Source organism: Sulfitobacter profundi (assembly GCF_042661425.1).
In the GTDB taxonomy this organism is placed as follows: domain Bacteria; phylum Pseudomonadota; class Alphaproteobacteria; order Rhodobacterales; family Rhodobacteraceae; genus Sulfitobacter; species Sulfitobacter profundi.
On record NZ_JBHSWA010000001.1, the window covers coordinates 1,434,875 to 1,457,702 of the forward strand.

Here is a 22,828-nt window from a genome sequence, read left to right on the forward strand (position 1 = left end):
AGCCGACTGGCAGAATGCCAAGTTTAGGGGTGCAAGTGACCGTGTAAAAACGGTCCCGCGCACTGTCGTGAATGCTGCTGCCAGCACGTTTACCCTGTCGATGAGAACACGAACGGTTCGTTCAGCGCCTCTTGCGCCGTTTTGCGGCGCATCAGGGTTATGGGCTTGCCATTCTTTTAAAGTCCGAAGGACACAGGTCGGTCATCCGCGTGGGACCGGGTGGATGACCTGTTGCCGGGTGAAACAATATTGAGGGCCGGGATCCACTCGGCCTCTGTGCGAAAAGCAAAGCGGGACGTAAGGCACGATGACATTAGATCACTGGGGCGAGATCAAAGAGCGGCTTCTAAAGACGGTGGGGCAGAACAACTACACCACTTGGATTGAACCGCTTGTGCCCGGCGCTGTTGAAGACGGAATCGTGACACTCAAAGTGCCGACAAATTTCTTCGGGAACTACGTCAGCCAGAATTTCTCGGATCTGATCCTGCATGAGATCAACACGGCGGGCACCGATGCCACCCGTTTGAACTTTGCCTTGAATCAGCAACCCAGCCCTGCCGCCGAAAAGCCTGCCCCGGCTGCGCGTCAGACCACGGCTGCCGTGAAACCCGCCGCCAACACCCAGCTGAGCACCGCCCCGCTTGACCCGCGCTTCAGCTTTGACAATTTCGTCGTCGGCAAGCCCAACGAATTGGCCCACGCTGCCGCCCGCCGCGTCGCCGAAGGCGGGCCGGTCACCTTCAACCCGCTGTTCCTTTATGGCGGTGTCGGTTTGGGTAAAACGCACCTCATGCACGCGATCGCGCGCGAATTGCACGAACGTAAGCCTGAGATGAATGTGCTCTACCTCTCGGCCGAGCAGTTCATGTACCGTTTCGTTCAGGCGCTGCGCGACCGCAAGATGATGGACTTCAAAGAGATCTTCCGTTCGGTCGACGTGCTGATGGTCGATGACGTGCAGTTCATCGCGGGCAAAGATTCCACCCAAGAAGAGTTCTTTCACACGTTCAACGCGCTTGTGGACCAGCACAAACAGATCATCATCTCTGCCGACCGCGCACCGGGGGAGATCAAAGACCTCGAAGACCGGGTGAAGTCACGCCTGCAATGCGGCCTGATCGTTGACCTGCACCCGACGGACTATGAACTCCGCCTCGGCATCCTGCAAAGCAAGGTCGAAGTGCAGCGCAAGACCTATCCGGACCTCGAAGTGGCCGATGGCGTGCTGGAATTCCTCGCGCATCGCATCACCTCGAACGTGCGTGTTCTCGAAGGCGCGCTGACCCGGCTCTTTGCCTTCGCCTCGCTCGTGGGCCGTGAGATCGACATGGGTCTGACGCAGGACTGCCTGGCCGACGTGCTGCGCGCCTCCGAGCGCAAGATCTCGGTCGAGGAAATCCAGCGGAAAGTGTCGGATCACTACAACATCCGCCTGAGCGACATGATCGGCCCCAAGCGTCTGCGCAGCTATGCCCGCCCGCGTCAGGTGGCGATGTATCTGTGCAAGCAGATGACCAGCCGCTCCCTGCCCGAAATCGGCCGCCGCTTTGGCGGGCGCGACCACACCACCGTCATGCACGGGGTGCGCCGCATCGAAGAGCTCAAGGTCTCGGACGGGCAGATCGCCGAGGATCTGGAACTGCTGCGCCGGGCGCTCGAATCCTAAGCTGAGCGGCCTGAGGGGTTGTCCTCAGGACACGGTTAAACAGCGATCGGGGCGCAGCTTGCGCCCCTCTTGCATTCACTTAAACAAAGCCACAAAAGTTCTTGTGTAAGCGTGGGAACCGGGTAGTTTGCCTCTCCCGGCAATCGGTATGGGAGAAGGCATATGAAATTCAGCATCGAACGCGCGGCACTGCTCAAGGCCGTTTCGCAAGCCCAATCCGTGGTCGAGCGCCGCAACACCATTCCGATCCTCGCCAACGTGCTGATCGAGGCCGAGGGCAGCGATGTTTCCTTCCGCGCCACCGATCTGGATATCGAAGTGGTCGACAAGGTCGCCGCGCAGGTTGAGCGCGCTGGCGCCACCACCGTTTCGGCCACGCTGCTGCATGAAATCGTGCGCAAACTGCCCGATGGCGCGTTGATCAGCCTGACCGCCGATACCGCCGCTGGCCGCCTGACTGTCGAAGCGGGCCGCTCGAACTTCTCGCTGGCGACCCTGCCGCGTGAGGACTTCCCCGTCATGGCGTCCTCGGAATATGCCTCGAACTTCGCGGCCCCTGCCCCGGTGCTGCGCCGCCTGTTCGACAAGTCGAAATTTGCCATCTCCACCGAAGAGACGCGCTATTACCTGAACGGTGTCTACCTGCATATCGCGGATGCCGAAGGCGGCAAGGCGCTGCGCTGCGTGGCGACCGATGGTCACCGCCTCGCCCGGATCGACGCCGAGATGCCCGAGGGTGCGGCTGAGATGCCCGGCGTCATCGTGCCGCGCAAAACCGTGGGCGAATTGCGCAAGCTGCTGGATGATGACGAGATGGAAATCGCGGTGTCCGTGTCGGAGACCAAGATCCGTTTCGCCACCCCCGCCATCACCCTGACCTCCAAGGTCATCGACGGCACCTTCCCCGATTACACCCGCGTGATCCCACAGGGAAACACCCGCAAGATGGAAGTCGACGCCGCGGATTTCGCCCGTGCGGTGGACCGTGTGGCGACCGTGAGTTCCGAGCGTTCGCGCGCCGTAAAACTGCAACTGGACGAAGACCGTCTGGTGCTGTCCGTCAACGCGCCTGACAGCGGCGCCGCCGAAGAAGAGCTGGCCGTGGCCTATGCCGACGAGCGGCTGGAGATTGGTTTCAACGCCAAATACCTGCTTGAGATCGCAAGCCAAGTGGACCGCGAGAACGCCGTCTTCCTGTTCAACTCCTCTGGCGACCCGACCCTGATGCGCGAAGGCAATGACACTTCGGCGGTTTACGTCGTCATGCCGATGCGCGTGTGAGTTGGGCGGGAATTTTTGAAATTCCCGCGCCGTTTTCTTTCAAAGAAAACGGGGTCTGAATGGCGCAACTGTATCTTTCCAACCTCGGCCTCTCGCATTTCCGCTCGCACCGCCGGGCGGTGATCGACGTGGATGCGCGCCCCGTCGCGCTCTATGGCCCCAATGGCGCGGGCAAGACCAATGTCATCGAAGCGATCTCGCTGCTGTCGCCGGGTCGCGGGCTGCGCCGCACCAGCGCGCAAGACATGGCACGGCGGCCCGAGGCTTTGGGCTGGAAGGTGACCGGGCTGCTGCACGGCCCCACGGTGCTGCATGAGGTCGACATCTGGTCCGAAGCGGGCGCTGCACGGCAGACCAAGATCGACGGCAAGGCGTCCGCACAAACGGCGCTTGGTCGCATTGCCCGCGTGCTCTGGCTGATCCCCGCCATGGACCGGCTTTGGATCGAAGGCGCCGAGGGACGGCGGCGCTTTCTAGACCGGGTGACGCTTTCGATGCTGCCCGATCATGCGGACCTGTCACTGAGCTACGAGAAAGCCATGCGCGAGCGCAACCGGCTGCTCAAGGACATGGTGCGCGAGCCTGCGTGGTACACAGCGCTTGAGACCCGAATGGCTGAAACCGGGGCGCAGATTCACGCCAACCGCCTACAGGCGCTGGCAGCCCTTGAGGCGGCGCAGGCAGAGGCCCAGACTGCTTTCCCCATCGCGACGCTGTCGCTGCTGAACGACATGCCCGAGAGCGCCGATGCCCTGCGCGCTGCGCTCTCGGACAACCGCATGCGCGACCTTGCCGCCGGGCGCACGCTCATCGGCCCGCACCGCGCCGATCTGGAGGGCACCTATGCCGCTAAGGGCATCGCCGCGCGGGACTGCTCCACCGGAGAGCAGAAGGCGCTGCTGGTCTCGCTCATCCTTGCCAATGCCCGCGCCATCGCCGCCGACTTCGGCGCGCCGCCGCTGCTGCTGCTGGACGAGGTCGCCGCCCATCTCGACGCGAGCCGCCGCGCGGCGCTTTACGACGAGATCACCGCGCTTGGTGCGCAGGCTTGGATGACCGGCACCGGGCCTGAACTGTTCGAAAGCCTTGGCGCGCGGGCGCAATATGTTGAGGTCACCGAAGAGGACGGCCTTTCGCAGGTGGAGCGGCGACCGTGACCCTTACCCCCGCCGATCTGCTGCTTTACTGCGGCGCGCTCTTGATCCTGTTCCTCACCCCCGGCCCGGTTTGGCTGGCAATGATGGCCCGTGCCCTTTCGGGCGGGTTTCAGGCGGCATGGCCGCTGGCGCTCGGCGTGGCGATTGGTGACATGCTTTGGCCGCTGGTGGCGGTGCTGGGGATCACATGGATCGTCTCGGCCTTTGACACGGTGATGGAGGTGCTGCGCTGGACTGCGGCGCTGGTGTTCATCGCCATGGGGATTGGCCTGATCCGTCAGGCGGGTACGCAGATCAGTACCGACAGCCGCCTCACCCGCCCCGGGATGTGGTCGGGTTTCGTTGCGGGGCTGGTGGCGATCCTCGGCAATCCCAAGGCGGTCCTGTTCTACATGGGCGTGCTGCCCGGCTTCTTTGATCTGCGCCAAGTCACCGGGCCCGACATCGGGCTAATCCTCGCCGCCTCGGTCATCGTGCCGCTTATCGGCAACCTTGTGATCGCGCTGCTGGTGGGCCGCCTGCGCGGTTTTCTGACCGCCCCGCGCACCCTGCGGCGGATCAATCTGATCTCGGGCGGGATGCTCATTTTCGTGGGGCTGATCATCCCCTTCACCTGACACAAAATCTTGTGTCATTCGCGTGACAATGCCGGGCGAAAACACTATAAATCGGGCAAACGAGAAGGGTTATTTCCGCATGTCCGATACCGCGCAGACACCACAGGAATACGGCGCCGATTCCATTAAGGTTCTCAAAGGGTTGGAGGCTGTTCGCAAACGCCCCGGCATGTATATCGGGGACACCGATGACGGCTCGGGCCTGCACCACATGGTCTATGAGGTCGTGGACAACGGCATCGATGAGGCGCTGGCCGGTCATGCCGACGCGGTAACGGTCACAATCCACGAGGATTCCAGCGTCTCGGTCAGCGACAACGGGCGCGGGATTCCGGTGGGCATCCACGAAGAAGAAGGCGTTTCCGCCGCCGAGGTCATCATGACCCAGCTGCACGCGGGCGGTAAATTCGACAGCAACTCCTACAAGGTTTCGGGCGGTCTGCACGGGGTTGGCGTTTCGGTTGTGAACGCCCTGTCGGACTGGCTGGAACTGCGCATTTGGCGCGAGGGCAAGGAACATGTCGCACGGTTTGAGGGTGGTTTCACCACCAAGCACCTCGAAGTCGTGGGCGAGACGGACCGCACCGGCACCGAGGTCCGCTTCATGGCCTCGACCGAGACTTTCTCGAACCTCGAATACAGCTTCGAAACGCTGGAAAAACGCCTGCGCGAACTGGCCTTCCTGAACTCCGGCGTGCGGATCATCCTGAACGACGAACGCCCCGTCGAGCCGCTGCGCACAGAACTGTTCTACGAAGGCGGCGTGAAGGAATTCGTCAAATACCTTGACCGGCACAAGACCTCCGTCATGCCCGAGCCGATCTTCATCACCGGGGAGCGGGACGACATCGGCATCGAAGTGGCGATGTGGTGGAACGACAGCTACCACGAGAACGTGCTGCCCTTTACCAACAACATCCCGCAGCGCGATGGCGGCACCCATATGGCGGGCTTTCGCGGCGCGCTGACACGCACGATCAACGGCTACGCTCAGACCAGTGGCATCGCCAAAAAGGAAAAGATCAACTTCACCGGCGACGACGCGCGTGAGGGTCTGACCTGCGTGCTCTCGGTCAAAGTGCCGGATCCGAAGTTCTCCTCCCAGACCAAAGACAAGCTGGTGTCGTCCGAAGTGCGCCCCGCGGTCGAAGGGCTGATGAACGAAAAGCTCGCCGAGTGGTTCGAGGAAAACCCCAACGAGGCAAAGCAGATCGTCGGCAAGATCGTCGAGGCCGCGCAGGCCCGCGAAGCCGCTCGCAAGGCGCGCGAGCTGACACGGCGCAAGACGGCGATGGATGTGAACTTCCTCGCGGGCAAGCTCAAGGACTGCTCGGAGAAAGACCCCTCCAAGACCGAAGTCTTCCTCGTCGAGGGGGACAGCGCCGGCGGCTCTGCCCAGACCGGACGCGACCGTCAGACCCAAGCGATCCTGCCGCTCAAAGGTAAAATCCTCAACGTTGAACGCGCCCGGTTTGACCGGATGCTGGGCAGCCAAGAGATCGGCAACCTTGTCATGGCGCTCGGCACTGGCATCGGGCGGGATGAGTTCAACCTCTCCAAACTGCGCTACCACAAGATTGTCATCATGACCGACGCCGACGTCGACGGCGCGCATATTCGCACGCTCCTGCTGACCTTCTTCTACCGCCAGATGCCCGAACTCATTGAGAACGGACACCTCTACATCGCGCAGCCGCCGCTCTACAAAGTGTCGCGCGGCAAGTCCGAGGTCTATCTCAAGGATGAGGCCGCAATGGAGGAATATCTGATCCAGCAGGGCGTCGACGGTGCCATGCTGCGCCAAGGCAACGGCGAAGAGATCACCGGCCAAGACCTCACCCGCGTGGTCGACATGGCGCGCCAACTCAAGCGCGTGCTGGAAGCCTTCCCAACCCATTACCCGCGCCATATCCTTGAACAGGCCGCCATCGCCGGGGCCTTTGTCGATGGCGCGGTGGACAGCGACCTGCAAGGCGTGGCCGACAAGGTCGCCGACCGTCTGAACCTGATCGCGCTGGAATACGAGCGTGGCTGGCAGGGCCGCATCACCCAAGATCACGGCATCCGCCTCGCCCGCATCCTGCGCGGCGTAGAGGAGGTACGCACGCTTGATGGCCGCATGATGCGGTCGGGCGAGGCGAAGAAATCCGGCAGCTTCACCCAGCACCTGCAAGATGTCTATGACCAGCCCGCCAAGCTGATCCGCAAGGACCGCAGCCAGATGATCTATGGCCCCATGGACCTGCTCGGAGCGATCCTCGCCGAAGGCGAAAAGGGCCTGTCGTTGCAGCGCTACAAGGGTCTGGGCGAGATGAACCCGGATCAGCTGTGGGAAACCACCCTAGACCCCGATGCACGCACGCTGCTGCAGGTCCGCGTAGAGGACATGGCCGAGGCGGATGATCTCTTTACCAAGCTGATGGGGGATGTGGTCGAGCCACGGCGCGAGTTCATTCAGCAGAACGCGCTGAGCGTGGAGAACCTGGATTTTTAAAGGGGGAAGTAGGCAGGCGCAAAGACGCGCTTTCGCTCTGCTCAAATTCTTGAAACGGATATCCGCCGCGTAGCTCAGACAGCTACGCGGCGGATTTGTTTATATCAGGCTAATTACCCGATGATGCCATTCAGCGTCTCGGAGGGGCGCATCACGCGGGCAGTTTTGTTCGCGTCGGTGTGATAGTAACCACCAAGATCGACAGCAGCACCTTGGGCCGCCGCAAGCTCAGAGAGGATGTCGGCTTCCTTAGCGGCAAGCTCTTTGGCGATGGGGGCGAACTCTGCGGCGAGCCCTGCGTCATCACCCTGCGCGGCCACCGCTTCGGCCCAATAGCGCGCGAACCAATAGTGGCTGTCGCGGTTGTCGGGCTCACCCACCTTGCGCGAAGGGGAACGGCCGTGGTCGAGGATGCCCTGCGTCGCGGTCTCGACCGCTTTGCCCAACACGCGCGCCTTCTCGTTGCCGCGTGCGTCGGCGAGGAACATCAGGCTTTCACCAAGCGCGCAGAACTCGCCAAGGCTATCCCACCGCAGGTGATTTTCCTCAACCAACTGCTGCACGTGTTTGGGGGCCGAACCGCCCGCGCCGGTTTCAAACAAACCGCCGCCGTTCATCAGCTTCACGATCGACAGCATCTTGGCAGAGGTCGCCAATTCCAAGATCGGGAAGAGGTCGGTCAGGTAGTCGCGCAGCACGTTGCCGGTGATGGCAATCGTGTTCTCGCCTTTGGTGATCGTCTCGAGCGAGGCGCGGGTGGCTTCGCGGGGGCCATGATCTCGAACTTATCGGCCACGCCTTGGGCCTCAAGGATCGGCTTCACGTAGGAGATCAGTTCGGCGTCATGGGCGCGGCTTTCGTCCAGCCAGAAGATCGCCCGGCAGCCTTCGGCCTTTTGACGCGAGATGGCGAGGTTCACCCAATCCTCAATCGGTGCCTTGCGCGCGGAGGAAGAGCGCCAAATATCACCGGCGTCGACCTTGTGCTGGTGCAGCACAGTGCCATCGTCGAGGATCATCTTGACGGTGCCTGCCTCGGCCAGTTCAAACGTGGTGGGGTGAGAGCCGTATTCCTCGGCCTTTTGCGCCATCAGGCCGATGTTCTGCACCGTGCCTGCGGTTGCCGGATCAAGCTTGCCGTTCTCTTTGAAGAAGTTGATCGCCTCGTCGTAAACCGGCGCATAGGAGTTGTCGGGGATCACGCAGTTGGCGTCGTGTTCCTTGCCGTCCGGGCCCCAGCCTTTGCCGCCAGCGCGGATCAGCGCGGGCATCGAGGCGTCGATGATCACATCGGAGGACACATGCAGGTTGGTGATGCCCTTGTCGGAATCGACCATATACATCGGCGGACGGTCTTCCATGCAGGCGTCGATGTCGGCCATGATCTCCGTCTCGCCCTTCACGCGCTCCAGCAGGTCGCCAAGGCCGGAGTTGGGGTTCACGCCCAGTTCCTTGAGCTTTTGCCCGTGCTTATCAAACACCGGTGCAAGGTAGGCTTTGACCGCGTGGCCGAACAGGATCGGGTCAGAGACCTTCATCATCGTGGCCTTGAGGTGCAGCGAGAAGAGAATGCCGTCTTCTTTGGTTTTCTCGATCTGGGTGTTGAGGAACTCCTTGAGTGCCGCGGCGCTCATGAAGGTCGCATCGACCACGGTGCCCGCAGGATACTCAAGCCCGTCTTTCAGAACCGTCTCACCATCCGCGGTTTCCAGCACGATCTTTGCGCCGCTCGCGGCATCGAGCGTGGCGGAAACTTCGTTGGAGAAGAAATCATTGCCGGACATCGACGATACATGCGTCTTGCTGTCCGACTGCCAGTCGCCCATGCGGTGCGGGTTGGACTGGGCAAAGCTTTTGACGGCCTTGGCCGCGCGGCGATCAGAGTTGCCTTCGCGCAGGACCGGGTTCACAGCCGACCCTTTGATGCCATCATATTTGGCGCGCACGGCCTTTTCTTCGTCCGTGCTGGGTTCTTCTGGGTAGTCGGGCAGCGCATAGCCTTGGGCCTGAAGCTCTTTGATCGCCGCGACCAACTGCGGCACGGAGGCAGAGATGTTCGGCAGCTTGATGACATTCGCTTCGGGCGTCTTTACCAGACGGCCCAGTTCCGCCAGATCGTCCGACTGGCGCTGCGCCTCGGTCAGATGCTCGGGGAAGGTCGCAAGGATACGGCCCGCAAGGCTGATGTCTTTCGTGCCGACGCTCACACCAGCGGCTTCGGCGAATTTCTTGATGATTGGCAACAGCGACGCAGAGGCCAGCTCCGGCGCTTCGTCAACTTTGGTGTAGATGATATCGGACATGATTGCTCCAAATTGCTGCATTTGGTGCCCTGATAGCGGAAGAAGCGGCGAAGGTCGACGGTATACCGCAGTATGCGGTAGGGTCGTTTCGGGAAAATATGTGGAACTAGCGGATTTCAGCCTTTCGGCATGCTTCGATGGAGCGCATCCCCCGGATCCCGCGTCTGTGTCTTAGCGGGTCACGCTGCGCGTTTGCAGAATCTGCATCCCGATGGCCATGGCCGGACCGATGCCGACCGCGAAAAGCAGCGTGCCAAGGCCCAGCGTCCCGCCCAAGGCCCAGCCAATCGCCACGACCGATAATTCGATGCTCATGCGGACAAGGGCGATGGGTTTGCCCGTCACCCGCTGCAGCCCCGTCATCAGCCCATCGCGCGGGCCGGGGCCGAGGTTGGCCACAAGATAGATCGCGCCGCCAAAGCCGGTCACAAAGACGCCGGTCAGCGCCAGCATTACATTGGCCAGATAGCTGTCAAACCGCGGCAGGATCGGCAACGCATATTCCAACACCAGTGCTACGATCACCGCGTTCAGAATGGTGCCGATGCCCGGCGTCTGGCGCAGCGGGATCCAAAGCAGCAGCACCGTGGCGCTGATAAGGAACGTGGCCAGCCCAAGGCTCCAACCCGTGATGTTGGTCACCCCTTCGGCAAAGACGGTCCAAGGGCTGACACCGACGCCTGCATTGACCAAAAGCGCCTCGCCCAAGCCGAACATGACCAGCCCGAGGATCAGAAACACCATCGAGGCAAAAGGCGGCTTGAGGGTGAACGCCTTGGGCGAACTCCAGCGCAATGTCGGGACAGAGGTGACAGACAGGAAACTCACGGGCGGCGCGACCTTTGGCGATGCATTCAGGATGCATCCTTGTTCCAGTTTACGCCAAACCCGGCAAGGTCAATCCACCGCCAACTCAGCGCCAGCGGGTGAAGCCGAAAGTCATGTAATCTTTTTGATAGGCATCCGCCGTCAACGCCTCGACCTCATCGTCATAGATATCGGCAAGCGTGAAGGGACCGGGTTCCGCCGCCGCAGGCACGGCGGGGGTGGTCACATGGCCTTGGCCCGCGGCCAAAGCGGGCAGTTCACTGGCCAGATCCTCTTCGCGGATGATGCGATCCGGCAGGCAGAACTCGCCGAACCCCGCGATGGCTTGGGCCTGAGAGCACCATGCCGCATCCACCCGGATCGACGTCTGACCGGCCAAATTGCCTTTGAGAAATTTCAGAAAGGCGACAAAGGCGGTGCGATGCGCATCTCGGTCATAGCCAGCATCGGGGCCATCTTTCGGCAGCGGCATCTTGTAGCGGCGCATCAGCGTGTTGCGCAATTGGCGATAGCTGCCCTCGCCCGTGGTCAGGATGTGGCGGCAAAAAGCATCATGCGCCCGTCGGGCGGGATGGCGCAGCACGGTGAAGCCACGATGCCCCGGCGTTTTGCGCTTCCACTGACGCAGTTCTTTTTGCGACATCTTATCGCGCAGCGCCTCGCGCGGGACACCATCAAGGGCGGCCAGCCAATCCAACACCTGATCCTGCGGCCCGGATTTGATCGGCAGATAGATCAACCCGATGGTCGCCGCCGCCACGTAGGAGGGCACATTCGGCCCGCGCCGCGGCTCGAAATTGGGGGTGCGGGTCAGATCGAAACGGTCCAACCGCGCCAGCGCCACTAGCATCTCGTCATAGTTGCTGACCTTGGCCGAGATCGGGCTGGGGTTCTGCTTCTTGAGGTTCTTGTCCAGCGCCTCCAACTGCTCATCCACGCCAAGATAGCGCGCAAGACCGTTCATCACCTCAACGCTTTGCAGGTCTTCGTATGCCACGTAAAACGCCGTTTGGCCCGAAGTCTGCAAGCGGTTCAGCAGCGTGATCTGAAAGCGCTGCAAGGCGTCCAGATGTGTGCTGAACTCATCGGCGTCAAAGACCGCCTGCGCCACCTTCTGCGCCTTCATATCGGTCAGCTTCCACTGCCCGGTCGCCTGCGCGATCTTCCAACTGACGTAGCTGTCGACCGGATTGCGGGTCAGCACGATTTTCGCGCAGCGGTGATCCTTGAGGATGGTCTCGAATACGCGCGGATCATGATCGTGGAAATAGCGAAAGCCGCCCAAGGCATCCTGTTGACCCCGGATCGCCGCCAGCAACTTTTTAGGGTTTTCGTCCCGCGTGGCCTGATCGATACCTAGGATCGGCTCGCTTTTGGGATAGCCCATGAAGAAAGGGTTAAAGGCCTCTCCATGACAGGCGATCCCCGCGAAAGCGTTTAGGTTCGCCTCCAGAAAATTTGACCCGGTCCGCATCTCGGCGAAGACCACGAAACTGTCGAATTTGTCGCCCATGGGTTATTTCACCAGATAGGGTTTGGGAGAGGGTTTGGCATCGGCACTGCCACCGCGGGCGACAGGGAAATCGCCGACAAGATAGGGGTGCATGCCTTGGTTCTTGAGGTTCTGCAGGAACTGGCCGAAACCGTCCAGATCAACCATGCGCGGCGCCTCTGACAGGCGGCGCAGGCGGGGGCGGCCGATCTCATCAAGGATCTCTTGCAGCGGCTCCATCGGCGCTTCGATGAAATCCGCCATCGTCCAGACCCGCACGCGCGCCTTGGTATAGGGCGAGTGCAGCATGTCCATATGCGTGCTTTCCGTCTTTTGCAGCTTGGCCGCCAGACGGCGTATATCGGCGAAATCGAGGTTCGAGCGGAACAGCGGCACCGCCCAAGCGCCGGTGATGACCGAAATATGCGCGTTAGGGTCTTTGGCGACGCGCCAATTGATGTCTTGGTTGTCCATCGGGCCGAACTGAAAACACTGACGTTTGCCACGGGTGTTCCAGATCAGGTTGGTCAAAAACGCACTGGCATTGTGATCGCGCAGCACCGGATTGTCCGACAAGGCACCGTTCAGCGCGGTCTGCCCGTCGGCGAAATGAACCCGGTCTGGCGCAAAGAGATGCCCATGCACGCGCCCCCGCTGGCACGGCTCAGCCAATGTTCGAAATCCTCAAAAATCTCGGCAAAGCCCTGAAACACAGAATAGGGCGCAGCGGTGACGCCATTCTCCCAATCCTCATTGGGAAAGCGGCTTTGCATATAGAGCCCCGCGCGCCCACGGGTCCGCCGCTCCACGGCCTTGGCAAAGATGCGGTCGATCTTGCCGGGGTTCGGTTCGGTCTTTTTCAGCGCACCGGCCGAATCCGTCAAAAACGCTTGATAGAGCCTGTCTGCATGGGGCCAAATCTTGCGTGCGACAAAGCAATCCGAACGGCGCAATAGCTGCAGGTGGTCGTCGTAAAAAATATGCGGCTTGCCCTGAAAATCGAACTTCGACAGGGTCAGCGACCGGCTTTCGATCTTGCTGGAATAGAGCCGCGTTAGGGTCTGGAAATAGCTCTCATCCGGGATCCAGACGTGGCGAAAGAACTTGTCGTAGGTCGGCCTGTCGGGGTCTTGCAGGATCGCCGACAGGGTGCGCCGGGTCAGGCACCACCATTGCGAGCCCATATGCGGCACGATCCCGCGCGGCATCCGACGTTTGAGCCGCAGCAGGCGCTGCATCTCGACCGCGCGGTCAAACAGATAGCGGTTGCGCCGCCAAGAGAAGGGGAAACGCAGGGTAAACCGCTCTTCATCCAGCCCGCCCACCGTCCAGGGCACATCCGCCGTGGTGGCGCTTTCGATGAAATCGGTCTGCGGGCGGTCCTCAAGATAGTCGATCAATTCCTGCACCGGGCGCAGCGGCAGACAGGAACCCGAGGCCAGATAGACATGGCGCACCTTGGGAAAGCGCGACAGCATCAATTCCGCCGCCCCCTGAGAGGCCGCAACGATCCCCCAAGTGCCCCATTCGCAGCGTTTGCGGGGGCTGAAATGCACATCCTTCAGGTCAGAGAGTGCCGCCACGAAAGCATCATGCGCCCGCCGGGGCACGGCCTTGTCGATGTGGATCACCACCGGGCAGCCCGCAGCGGCCCAATGGCGCGCGACCTGCTCGGCCCGGTCAAAGGCGTTGTGCACCAGCATGACGATCCCGACGCTCATGCCCAGTTCCCCTTGGACATCAGGCCGAGAATCTCAAGCTGCCGCCAATTGATGTAACGCTCCGACCATTTGCACCATAGCTGCGGGTCGTCCTTTAGCTGCGCGGCATAGGCTTTGTATTCCACCGAAGCCGCGTAATGCTCGCTGCGCTGCAACTCCTCCGCCGCCTTGGCGCCGAAGGTGTCGAGGAACTTGGCATGAAGCAGCACGCCCGAGGCTTTCTCTCCGCCCCATTCGTCATAGACCTGATTAAGCCCGCGCGGCAGCAGCATATGGGTCGAACTGACATAGGCATAGCGCCGATCCCATTTGACCAGCGGCACCTTGTTCAACGCCGGCGCCTTGGCGGGTTCATCTGGGAAGAACACCCGCGCCCGTGGCCCGCCCTGAATCCAAAGGTTTCCAAACCGCCGATTGCGCGAAATGGTGTAGTTGCCGCTGTCGAACCACGACGCAATCTCAATCGGATTTTGGCCCGCTTGGTATGGTTCTTCGTCAAGCCGCCCTTTGGGATACATATCCAGCAGCATCGCGGAAAAGCTTTTGATCGACGACGCATCAAGCCAATCGGTCAGCGCCCGCAGGGGCCGCGTGTCGCAAAAGGGATAGACCAGAAATTCATCGGGATCGACCGTCAGCGCCCAATGGCCATGAGCGTATTTCATCTGCAGCCAGTTCAGCCAGTCGACGCCGAAGCGCGCGCGCTTGTAGCTGGCCTTGGCGCTCCAGACCGACACATCGGGTTGCTCGGCAAGATAGTCGAGCGAGCCATCCGTGCTGTCGTTATCGACGAAGAAGAAGTGTCCGACGCCCATCTCGCGGTAGTATTTCAGGAAATAGGGCAGCCGGATGCGTTCGTTGCGCTGCGTGCAGAACACAAGGATATCGTCGCGTTTGATCTGGGCGGTGCGGTTCGCCATGCGGGTCAACTCGCGCCGTTTGCGGAAGGCGCGGATGCGCCAGCGCTTGCGTTGCAGTCGCAATCGATATGACTGAATTAAGCCCAAACCGCCCCTTACCTATCGGATCTGACCGCTTCTCTACCGCGCTATCACGTCGACTTTAACACGGTCTTGAAGTGTTCGGCCCATGTTGGCGCGATAAAAGTCGTCGCGGGGCGCGGGTCTGGCACAGATGCGGCCCATTCTTCGATTGTTCTGATCCATGAATAGGGCTCGCTCAGGGCCGCGTAAACGGCTTTGTCGCCTAGGACCTCGTGCAAGACTGGTAAATCGTTGCATAAAACACGCGATCCAAGGCTCAGCGCCTCGGCGGGCGGCAGGCCGAACCCCTCTGCGTGGCTGGGGAACAGCATCCCCGCCGCACCCTGAACCAATGCGGCCAATCCGGCGTCGCTGAGGCTTGAGAACTCGCGCACAGGGCCGCCCGCAGGCAGCCGATCAAGTCGGTCAAAGACCGCGCTGTTGTTCCACCCCCGAGCGCCGCAGATCAGTAGCAGCGGCGCGTTAGGGCCCATCTGCTGCCATAGGTCCAGCAAGAAACCATGGTTCTTGCGCGGCTCGATGGTGCCTACAACGACGAAATAGGGAAGCTCTGGCGGCAGGCCCGCAGGCAGTTCACCGCCATCGGGCGCGGGCATGTCGAGACCCAGATGCGCGACAACGGCAGGGGAATCCGCCCCCGCATCTGCGCCTCGCTGCGCTGGCGCGTGTCTTGCGAGTTGTAGATCACCAGATCGGCCTGCGCAGACACCCGGTCAATCTTGGCCCGAAACGGCGCGACCGTGCCGAGACGCTGGTAGGCGGGATGGTCTAGCGGAATCACGTCATGGATAAGAACCGCAATCCGGCCCTGCGCCTTTTTCACGCCGCCCAGAACCCGGTCCGTCAAGTTGCTGTGGCCGACATTGAGATAGGCAAAGCCCGGTGGCAGATGCCGCGCGAGCAGTGACGGCAACCCGGCAGGCAGACACCGCCCCCTCGCCAAGCGCCTCAGGTCACTTTCCGCCTGTGTTAGAGCCACACTACGCCCCCGTGGCAAGCGCGACAGAAGGTCTGCCCGCCCCCAAGGGACGCGACCTTCAAGCCGATCATGAAAGCCCCGCATCCCGTCGCGGTCCAGCAAGACATAGCCCAAAGCCGTGCGCGCCACTCCAAAGAGCGGTGCGTCACCTGTCAGAAGATGTGAGAGATAGGCCAGTTCGACCCGATCAACCCCCGTCGCGCCCCGCCCGACCCGACGCAAACTGCGCGTCAGGTCCAAGAGTCGCGCGGCGGGTTCAGCCATCGTAGTGGCCGGTCTGGTGCCACTTCCAAGCGTCTGCAATCATCTTGTCCAAGGTCGAGCGCTTGGGCGCCCAACCCAACTCCTCTTCCGCGCGGGAAGAGCCTGACACAAGTTTGGTACAATCCCCCGGACGGCGCGCGCCGATCTCATGGGGCACCGTTTGATTGGTCACAGCGCGGCTATGGTCGAGCACTTCACGCACCGAAAAGCCACTGCCGGTGCCAAGGTTGAACACGCGGCTGCCCTTCCCGTCCTGAAGCCATTTCAGACCCAAAATATGGGCATCGACCAGATCGCAGACATGCACATAGTCCCGAATACAGGTGCCGTCGGGGGTGTCATAGTCATCCCCGAAAACAGTCAGCGCCGCGCGTTTTCCGGCAATCGCATCCAGCATCAGGGGGATCAGATGCGTCTCTGGCTGATGGAACTCGCCCACTTCGCCTTCGGGGTCCGCCCCGGCCACGTTGAAATAGCGAAAGATCACATGCTGCAGCCCATAGGCCGCCTCAAAGTCGCGCAGGATGTCTTCGATCGCGCGTTTCGATGCGCCGTAGGCGTTGATCGGATATTGCGCACTGTTCTCATCCAGCACGACGTTATCCTGATCGCCATAGGTCGCACAGGTCGACGAAAAGACGAAGCCTTTGCAGCCTGCGGCGACTGCCGCCTCGATCAGCGTGAGAGACCCGTTGACGTTGTTGCGCCAGTAAAGCCCCGGCTCCGCCATGCTCTCCCCCACTTGGCTGAGGGCGGCGAAATGCATCACCGCAATGGGCTGATGTTTCGCAAAGACCTCATCCAGCCGCGCGCGGTCCAGCAGATCGCCTTGCTCAAAGGGGCCGAATTTCACGGCATCGCGCCAGCCTGTCACCAGATTATCGAATGTGACGGGGATAAAGCCCGCCGCTTTCAATGCCTTACAAGCGTGCGAGCCGATATAGCCCGCTCCGCCCGTTACCAATACCTTTTCCATTTTGCGTTTTCCCGACCTTACTGCGCGGCCCGGTCGATTTGGGAAATACTTTGCAGATAGGCCGAAAGATCGTCGCGCAATTCCTCACGGGCGAGACCAAAGGCCACGGTCGCTTGAAGAAAGCCCGCCTTGGAGCCGCAATCGAACCGCTGCCCGCGGAACCGGAAACCATAGACATCACGGCCTTGCTCGATCTCTTGGGCGATTGCATCGGTCAGCTGAATCTCACCACCCGAGCCGGATTTCAGTTTGTTGAGGTTCTTCAAAACGTTCGGCGAGAGGATATAACGCCCGATCACCGCAAGGTTCGACGGCGCTTCGTCGACGGCGGGTTTCTCTACCATCGCTTTGACCTTCACCATATCGCCGCGCTCTTCGCTGGTGTCGAGAATGCCGTAGGAAGACGCACGGGATGGCTCGACCTCCATCGCGGCGACCATGCTGCCGCCGGTTTCCTCATAGGCTTCGACCATCTGCTTGAGGCAGGGCTTTTCCGCCGCGATCACGTCATCAGGCAGCATGACAGCAAAAGGTTCATTGCCGATCAAACGGCGGGCGCACCAGACCGCATGGCCAAGCCCAAGCGCCTTATGCTGGCGGATGTAAGCAATCGCACCGCTGTCCATATTGGTGCTTTGAAGCGTCTCAAGAAGCTCTGTCTTGCCCTTTTTACGCAACTCCTGCTCAAGCTGCGGGGCGTGGTCGAAATAATCCTCCAACGCGCCTTTGCCGCGCGAGGTCACGAAGATGAACTCTTTGATCCCGGCCGCCCGCGCCTCATCGATTGCGTATTGAACCAAGGGGCGGTCAACGAGGGTCATAATCTCTTTGGGCACCGATTTGGTGGCGGGCAGAAAGCGTGTCCCCATACCTGCGACAGGGAAAACCGCCTTTGTTACCTTCTTGCGCATGTTAATCCTTACAACTTATTCGAAAAATACAGAACGCCACGGTAAATCCACCTGCGTCTTTTTAACGGCTACGATCATCGCTGAAACCGCGCTGTCTGGCAACTCGCTTAACTTCTCTTTTCAGCCGATCACACCGCCGCCTTAAGCGAAAAACCGCGTCATCCCGGGCGGATTTTCCGAATATTCCACCTGTTTGCAGCCAAATAGCGTGGGTCGGATCAAAGGCAACGCGATGGTAGAGCGCCGTTGGCGAAAGGCTGATCAGGGTAACGATCTCTCCGGCTTGCGCCTGTTTTGCAGCTTTTGCCCGGTCTCGTGCCAGTTTTATAGGCCGGGTGAAGATCGCCACGCTGCGCCGCGGGCGGGCGGGAAAGGGGCAAAAGGGGCTGTTGGTTGTGCGCGGTACGGTGGTGCTGACGATGGGGCGCTTTAGCCCCTCGGCGTGGCCTTCATCCAGTCTGCGCAGCAGACGGGGAACATCGCTTGGCTCTAACCCACCGCTTATCAGATGGCGCAGCAACCGGCGGCGCTCTGCCGCGCGAAGGTACGCCCATTGCGCGGCACGGTCCTGCGGGGCCAGATGTTTGCGATGGAACACGGCCCAGCTTGCCCCGATATCGAAAAGATCACGCGGCACGCGGTTGGCGCTGCGCATCGCATTGGCGGCGAAACCGTGATGGACCTCGGCCAGGGGCACGATTGCGGTGGCATGGCCTGCCCGCGCCAGTCGCATGTTCAGGTCGGTTTCATCGAGATAGTAATGAAAGGCCGGGTCAAAACCGCCCACCTCCACCAAGACATCACGCCGAAAGGCCATATTGGTGCCTTCGGTTTTGATCGCCCCCCGGGCGGGGGGCAGAATGCTGGGCGTTTCGGGGTCTACATCAAGGTTTTCCGGCTCTCCCAAAGCGTTCAGTTGGCGCGCGCGGTATTGGAACGAGATGCCGTTTCGCCCCCGGACGAAACCGGTCATCGCCGCGACGCCGGGCCGTTGCGCAGGTTCCAGCAGGTGGCGCAGCCACAGCGGCTCTGGCACGGCATCATCATCGATAAAGGCCACGACCTCCCCCGCGGCCTCGGCGATCCCAAGGTTGCGCGCGGCAGAGATGTTCGGCCTGTCATAAGTGACCAGCTTTAGGGCCTCGGCAAAGACCATGTCGCGGGCCACGGTGATCCCTGCGGGATCGGCCACGACGATGACTTCGAAAGGGGCGTATTGAAGTAGCTCCACCCCCGTCAGACAACGCCGCAATGCCTCGGGCCGGTTCCGGCTGACGATCACGATGCTGACAGGCACGCCGCTTTCCAGCGTGGCACTGACGGGGGTGGTGGTCATTCCAGACCCATTTTCGCCATCATGGCTTCGAGCTTCGGCACGTCCTCGGGGTTGTTCAATTCCCAGAACTCGCGCCCCTTGGCCTCAACCTCGGCGCAGAGCACCGGGCGCCCATTCTCAAGGAAACGAAGCTGTTCCAGCCCCTCCAACTGCTCCAAGGGGCCGACAGGCCAGCTGGGGTAGCGCGCCAGCGCGTCGGGCCGGTAGGCATAGACACCGACATGATGGAAAACCGGGGTCATATCAGTCTCTGCGTAGGGCTTTCCGGTATAGGGAACGACCTCTTTCGAGAAATAGAGCGCCTGATTATCGGCCCGGAAAACCGCCGTCGTGCCGCCGACCCGGCCTGCTTTGCGGTCGCCCAGAAGACTGTTCAGCGTGGCACCGTCGCAACGCAACACCGGGGTGGCAATCTCGGCATCGGGATTGTCTTTCAACCCCTGCACCAGCCCTTCGACGAACCAATGCGGCGTTAGCGGTGCGTCGCCTTGCAGGTTGACCACGATGTCATAGCCCCCGCCCAGCGCGGCATGAGCTTCGGCGCAGCGTTCGGTGCCGTTGGCACAGGCTTCCGAAGTCATCACGACCTCGGCGCCGAAACCTTCTGCGGCCTCGCGAATGCGGTCGTCGTCGGTGGCCACCACCACACGATCGACGCCCGAAACCGCGCTGGCGGCCCGCCAACTGCGCTCGATCAGGGACTGTTTTTGCCCCGTAGCTCCGGTGAGGGCCACAAGCGGTTTGCCGGGATAGCGGGTGGAGGCATAGCGGGCGGGGATGACGATCAGAACAGACATCAGCCCGCTTTCAGCTCAACACCCGGTGCATGGGCGATGAAGAAGGGGTTGGCGAAATCTTCCTTGCCGTAGGCCAGCGGGGTGAGGTCATCGAAACGCACCACTGCGCCGCCTGCCCCGTTCAGCACCGCATGGCCTGCGGCGGTGTCCCATTCCATCGTGCGGCCCAAACGCGGGTAGAGATCGGCCTCTCCGGTCGCGACCAGACAGAACTTCAGCGACGACCCTGCCGAGGTCATGTCCCGCACGCCGTATTTGCCGATGTAATCGTCAGTCGCCTGATCGCGGTGTGATTTGGAGGCGACGACCATCAGGGCCGTGTTGTCTGGATTAGAGACTGAAATCGCCTTGGTTTCGCCAAGCTGCCCTTTGGCAAATGCGCCCGTCTCCTCGACCGATTGACCGTCGGCTTGGGTAAAGAACATCCGGGATTTGGCAGGGGCATAGACCACGCCGCGCGTCGGCACGCCGCCTTCGACCAGCGCGATGTTCACCGTGAAATCCCCGCGGCGGTGGACGAATTCCTTGGTGCCATCAAGCGGGTCAACGATGAGAAATGTATCGCCCTTGACGGTATGGGTTGCGGCCTGTTCTTCAGTGACCAGCATGACATCGGGAAAGGCAGCCCGGAGCCCTTCGGAAATGATCGCATCGGCGGCTTCGTCGGCGGCGGTGACGGGGCTGTCGTCGGATTTCGATTTCACCTCGAAATCATCCTGACCATAGATCTCCATGATCTTATCCCCGGCTTCCAATGCCAGCCGCCGCATTTCTGCGACCAATTTCTCGTAATCCATTTTGCCTCCGGCCCTGCGGGCTGTCGTTGCTTCAATTAACCGTTTCCCTTATGCTGTGCAGCTAACGGAACAGCAAGAATTCCGTGCCACGTTAGGGCTTCGTCAAGGACACGCGCATGTTCCAATCCTCCAGAAAGCCGAAATCCGGCTTCGGCTCGGCTCTCTCCATTGCAGAGTTGGTTTACCATTCCGTGGTGCGCAACGTGCGCAAACAGCACAACAACGCCTTCATCGCCATCGCGATGAACATGCTGCAAACGGTGATGTTCGTGCTGGCCTTCTATGTGATGTTCTCGATCCTCGGGATGCGCGGGTCAGCCGTACGCGGTGATTTTCTTGTCTATCTGATGTCTGGCATCTTTCTCTACCTCACCCATGTGAAGGCATTGGGCGCGGTCGCCGGGTCAGAGGGGCCGGCAAGCCCGATGATGCAGCACGCCCCGATGAATACGATCATCGCCATCGCTTCGGCGGCGGTCGGGTCGCTCTATATTCAGGTGCTGTCGCTCTTTGTGATCTTGTTTATTTACCATGTGGCGGTGACCCCGATCTCCATCGATCAGCCCTTTGCCGCTTTCGGGATGATGCTCACCGCGTGGTTTACCGGCTGTGCGCTTGGGCTGGTGATGCTGGCGATCAAGCCGTGGTTTCCGTCCTTCGTGACGATTTTTTCGACCGTCTATCAACGTGCCAATATGATCGCCTCGGGCAAGATGTTCCTCGCCAACTCTCTGCCCGGCTATATGCTGGCGATGTTTGATTGGAACCCACTGTTTCACAGCATTGATCAGGCGCGCGGCTTTGCCTTCATCAATTACAACCCGCGCTACAGCAGTTGGGAATACCCGCTCTGGGTTGGTCTGGTGCTTTTGATGATCGGGCTGATGGGCGAATTCTATACCCGCCGCCATGCGTCGATCAGTTGGAATGCCCGGCGGTGAGACTGCTGGCGATCCTTCTCTGCCTCTGGACGCTGCCTGTTTGGGCGACGCAGGAGGCATGGCCCGCCCTGCATGACGTCAGCGGTGTCGCGGCGCATGACGTGTTGAACATTCGCCAAGCCCCGAGCGCCAGCGCCCCGATCATCGGCAGTTTTGAGCCTGATGCGCAGAACATCGAAGTGATCCGCCCCGACGACCATCACGGCTGGGGCTTGATCAATACGGGCGAAGGGGGCGGCTGGGTCTCTCTGCGTTTCCTCACCCGGCAACCGGGCCAATGGGCCGGTGCGATGCCACCCGTGGCCCATTGCGGCGGGACGGAGCCGTTTTGGTCTTTTGAGGTGACCGGCGAGACGCTGAGCTATGATGCCATGGCGGGCGGCGCACGCGATTACCGCATCACGCAGTCTGGCCCGGCGCAGGGGCGGCGCGACAGTTTTCACATGATCGCCGAGGGGCCGCAGGGCGCGGCCATTGCCGCGCTTACGGCGCGTGCCTGTAGCGATGGCATGTCTGACCGCGCCTATGGGCTTGCGGTCGACCTTCTTTTGCATGGAAATGATGGCTGGCAACATCAGACAGGGTGTTGTTCCCTCAGCCGCTGAAACGACGGACTTTTCAAAAAGTCCGTCGCCGTTTTCTTCAAAAGAAAACGTTACTCCACCACCCGAAGCGTCAAATTGATCCGCCCCCTTGGGCAGCAGGGTCGAGGTGCCGGGCTTGATCCGGTCCACCCCGTGGTAGGTCAACCGTGCCTCTCCGCCCATCACCACCACATCGCCTGACTGCAGCCAGATCGATTCCGTCTTGCCGCCTCGGGTCAGGTTGCCGATCCGAAACAACCCGTCATCCCCCAAAGAGACCGAGACCACGGGCCACTGAAAGTCCGCCTCATCCCGGTCCTGATGCAGCCCCATGCGCGCATCGGCATCGTAGTAATTGATCAAGCAGCATTCGGGACGACGCTCCAACCCCGTCAACTTGTCCCAGATCGTCAGAATCGGTGCGGGGATCTCGGGCCATGGCTGGCCATCGGGATGTTCGGTGACGTAACGATAGCCGCGCCGGTCCGAGAACCAACCATAGCGCCCCGCGGCGCTCATCCGGACCGACATGCGCCCGCCGCGCGGCACTTCGGGGCGAAAGAATGGCGCCTCGCGCACCACACCGCGCACCGCGTCCAGCACCTCCTGCTGGGCCGCTCTTCCCAGAAATTCTTTGTGGATATCGAAGCCCCGCAGGCGCAAAGCAGTCATTTTTCT

Annotated in this window: 17 protein-coding genes and 3 pseudogenes; 7 read left to right on the forward strand and 13 right to left on the reverse strand. The window is 61.2% G+C overall.

Annotated features, from left to right (window positions below; all coding sequences use genetic code 11):
* Window positions 1–307: 307 nt before the first annotated feature.
* The 5 genes from dnaA to gyrB all read left to right on the forward strand — a co-directional run bounded on the left by dnaA (window position 308) and on the right by gyrB (window position 7,218).
* Window positions 308–1,669, forward strand: coding sequence for a chromosomal replication initiator protein DnaA (dnaA, locus tag ACFQAU_RS07560; protein ID WP_132443922.1), 1,362 nt, complete (start codon window positions 308–310; stop codon window positions 1,667–1,669).
* 162 nt (window positions 1,670–1,831) lie between these two features.
* A complete protein-coding gene (gene dnaN / locus ACFQAU_RS07565) occupies window positions 1,832–2,950 on the forward strand; it encodes a DNA polymerase III subunit beta (protein WP_067622958.1) in 1,119 nt (372 codons plus the stop codon).
* Window positions 2,951–3,009: 59 nt separating this feature from the next.
* The gene (gene recF / locus ACFQAU_RS07570; protein ID WP_067940382.1) at window positions 3,010–4,107 is read left to right on the forward strand and encodes a DNA replication/repair protein RecF; all 1,098 of its coding nucleotides are present in this window, start codon (window positions 3,010–3,012) and stop codon (window positions 4,105–4,107) included.
* Window positions 4,104–4,724, forward strand: a complete 621-nt coding sequence (locus ACFQAU_RS07575; RefSeq protein WP_067940379.1) for a LysE family translocator — start codon at window positions 4,104–4,106, stop codon at window positions 4,722–4,724. Before recF ends, ACFQAU_RS07575 begins: the two co-directional genes overlap by 4 nt.
* 79 nt (window positions 4,725–4,803) lie before the next feature.
* The gene (gene gyrB, locus ACFQAU_RS07580; protein WP_120349727.1) at window positions 4,804–7,218 is read left to right on the forward strand and encodes a DNA topoisomerase (ATP-hydrolyzing) subunit B; all 2,415 of its coding nucleotides are present in this window, start codon (window positions 4,804–4,806) and stop codon (window positions 7,216–7,218) included.
* Window positions 7,219–7,331: 113 nt separating this feature from the next.
* Here gyrB and ACFQAU_RS07585 read toward each other — a convergent pair.
* The 12 genes and pseudogenes from ACFQAU_RS07585 to cysQ form a co-directional block, all read right to left on the reverse strand.
* Window positions 7,332–9,520 (reverse strand): annotated as a pseudogene (locus ACFQAU_RS07585) (NADP-dependent isocitrate dehydrogenase).
* Between the two features lie 171 nt (window positions 9,521–9,691).
* Window positions 9,692–10,348 carry a membrane protein YczE gene (yczE, locus tag ACFQAU_RS07590; protein WP_120349751.1) on the reverse strand — a complete coding sequence of 219 codons (657 nt, stop codon included), beginning with the start codon at window positions 10,346–10,348 and terminating at the stop codon, window positions 9,692–9,694.
* An 85-nt stretch (window positions 10,349–10,433) separates the two neighbouring features.
* Window positions 10,434–11,861 (reverse strand): nodulation protein NodH, encoded by a 1,428-nt coding sequence (locus ACFQAU_RS07595; RefSeq protein WP_132443924.1) that lies wholly within the window; start codon window positions 11,859–11,861, stop codon window positions 10,434–10,436.
* A 3-nt stretch (window positions 11,862–11,864) separates the two neighbouring features.
* Window positions 11,865–13,561 (reverse strand): annotated as a pseudogene (locus tag ACFQAU_RS07600) (DUF5927 domain-containing protein).
* Entirely contained in the window at window positions 13,558–14,544 is a 987-nt protein-coding gene (locus ACFQAU_RS07605; protein ID WP_206054277.1) for a glycosyltransferase family 2 protein, read from the reverse strand. The pseudogene ACFQAU_RS07600 and the gene ACFQAU_RS07605 overlap by 4 nt, the downstream one beginning before the upstream one ends.
* 68 nt (window positions 14,545–14,612) lie before the next feature.
* Entirely contained in the window at window positions 14,613–15,161 is a 549-nt protein-coding gene (locus ACFQAU_RS07610; RefSeq protein WP_386281499.1) for a glycosyltransferase, read from the reverse strand.
* Window positions 15,092–15,808 carry a glycosyltransferase family protein gene (locus ACFQAU_RS07615; RefSeq protein ID WP_386281502.1) on the reverse strand — a complete coding sequence of 239 codons (717 nt, stop codon included), beginning with the start codon at window positions 15,806–15,808 and terminating at the stop codon, window positions 15,092–15,094. The genes ACFQAU_RS07610 and ACFQAU_RS07615 overlap by 70 nt, the downstream gene beginning before the upstream one ends.
* The gene (gene galE, locus ACFQAU_RS07620; RefSeq protein ID WP_132443928.1) at window positions 15,801–16,784 is read right to left on the reverse strand and encodes a UDP-glucose 4-epimerase GalE; all 984 of its coding nucleotides are present in this window, start codon (window positions 16,782–16,784) and stop codon (window positions 15,801–15,803) included. The genes ACFQAU_RS07615 and galE overlap by 8 nt, the downstream gene beginning before the upstream one ends.
* 17 nt (window positions 16,785–16,801) lie before the next feature.
* Window positions 16,802–17,695, reverse strand: a complete 894-nt coding sequence (galU, locus tag ACFQAU_RS07625; protein WP_067916371.1) for a UTP--glucose-1-phosphate uridylyltransferase GalU — start codon at window positions 17,693–17,695, stop codon at window positions 16,802–16,804.
* Between the two features lie 61 nt (window positions 17,696–17,756).
* Entirely contained in the window at window positions 17,757–19,031 is a 1,275-nt protein-coding gene (locus ACFQAU_RS07630) for a glycosyltransferase family 2 protein (protein WP_386281507.1), read from the reverse strand.
* Entirely contained in the window at window positions 19,028–19,828 is an 801-nt protein-coding gene (locus ACFQAU_RS07635; protein ID WP_132443930.1) for a 3-deoxy-manno-octulosonate cytidylyltransferase, read from the reverse strand. Before ACFQAU_RS07635 ends, ACFQAU_RS07630 begins: the two co-directional genes overlap by 4 nt.
* Window positions 19,828–20,625: a 3'(2'),5'-bisphosphate nucleotidase CysQ gene (gene cysQ / locus ACFQAU_RS07640; RefSeq protein ID WP_132443931.1), complete on the reverse strand. Its 798-nt coding sequence runs from the start codon at window positions 20,623–20,625 to the stop codon at window positions 19,828–19,830. Before cysQ ends, ACFQAU_RS07635 begins: the two co-directional genes overlap by 1 nt.
* A gap of 116 nt (window positions 20,626–20,741) precedes the next feature.
* Between cysQ and ACFQAU_RS07645 the strand changes: the two genes are divergently transcribed.
* Entirely contained in the window at window positions 20,742–21,566 is an 825-nt protein-coding gene (locus ACFQAU_RS07645; RefSeq protein ID WP_120349760.1) for an ABC transporter permease, read from the forward strand.
* The gene (locus tag ACFQAU_RS07650) at window positions 21,563–22,171 is read left to right on the forward strand and encodes an SH3 domain-containing protein (protein WP_132443932.1); all 609 of its coding nucleotides are present in this window, start codon (window positions 21,563–21,565) and stop codon (window positions 22,169–22,171) included. Before ACFQAU_RS07645 ends, ACFQAU_RS07650 begins: the two co-directional genes overlap by 4 nt.
* Before the next feature lie 50 nt (window positions 22,172–22,221).
* On the opposite strand, the pseudogene ACFQAU_RS07655 reads toward ACFQAU_RS07650, so the two are convergent.
* Window positions 22,222–22,822 (reverse strand): annotated as a pseudogene (locus ACFQAU_RS07655) (alpha-ketoglutarate-dependent dioxygenase AlkB family protein).
* Between the last annotated feature and the right edge of the window lie 6 nt (window positions 22,823–22,828).

What these genes read in the sequence shown, in the direction of transcription:
- galU (WP_067916371.1), bottom strand. Translation starts at nt 17,695, where the DNA reads ATGCGCAAGAAGGTAACAAAGGCGGTTTTCCCTGTCGCAGGTATGGGG.
- cysQ (WP_132443931.1), bottom strand. Translation starts at nt 20,625, where the DNA reads ATGGATTACGAGAAATTGGTCGCAGAAATGCGGCGGCTGGCATTGGAA.
- galE (WP_132443928.1), bottom strand. Translation starts at nt 16,784, where the DNA reads ATGGAAAAGGTATTGGTAACGGGCGGAGCGGGCTATATCGGCTCGCAC.
- gyrB (WP_120349727.1), top strand. Translation starts at nt 4,804, where the DNA reads ATGTCCGATACCGCGCAGACACCACAGGAATACGGCGCCGATTCCATT.
- dnaN (WP_067622958.1), top strand. Translation starts at nt 1,832, where the DNA reads ATGAAATTCAGCATCGAACGCGCGGCACTGCTCAAGGCCGTTTCGCAA.
- recF (WP_067940382.1), top strand. Translation starts at nt 3,010, where the DNA reads ATGGCGCAACTGTATCTTTCCAACCTCGGCCTCTCGCATTTCCGCTCG.
- dnaA (WP_132443922.1), top strand. Translation starts at nt 308, where the DNA reads ATGACATTAGATCACTGGGGCGAGATCAAAGAGCGGCTTCTAAAGACG.
- ACFQAU_RS07645 (WP_120349760.1), top strand. Translation starts at nt 20,742, where the DNA reads ATGTTCCAATCCTCCAGAAAGCCGAAATCCGGCTTCGGCTCGGCTCTC.
- ACFQAU_RS07610 (WP_386281499.1), bottom strand. Translation starts at nt 15,161, where the DNA reads ATGCCCGCGCCCGATGGCGGTGAACTGCCTGCGGGCCTGCCGCCAGAG.
- ACFQAU_RS07635 (WP_132443930.1), bottom strand. Translation starts at nt 19,828, where the DNA reads ATGTCTGTTCTGATCGTCATCCCCGCCCGCTATGCCTCCACCCGCTAT.
- ACFQAU_RS07595 (WP_132443924.1), bottom strand. Translation starts at nt 11,861, where the DNA reads ATGGGCGACAAATTCGACAGTTTCGTGGTCTTCGCCGAGATGCGGACC.
- ACFQAU_RS07630 (WP_386281507.1), bottom strand. Translation starts at nt 19,031, where the DNA reads ATGACCACCACCCCCGTCAGTGCCACGCTGGAAAGCGGCGTGCCTGTC.
- ACFQAU_RS07615 (WP_386281502.1), bottom strand. Translation starts at nt 15,808, where the DNA reads ATGGCTGAACCCGCCGCGCGACTCTTGGACCTGACGCGCAGTTTGCGT.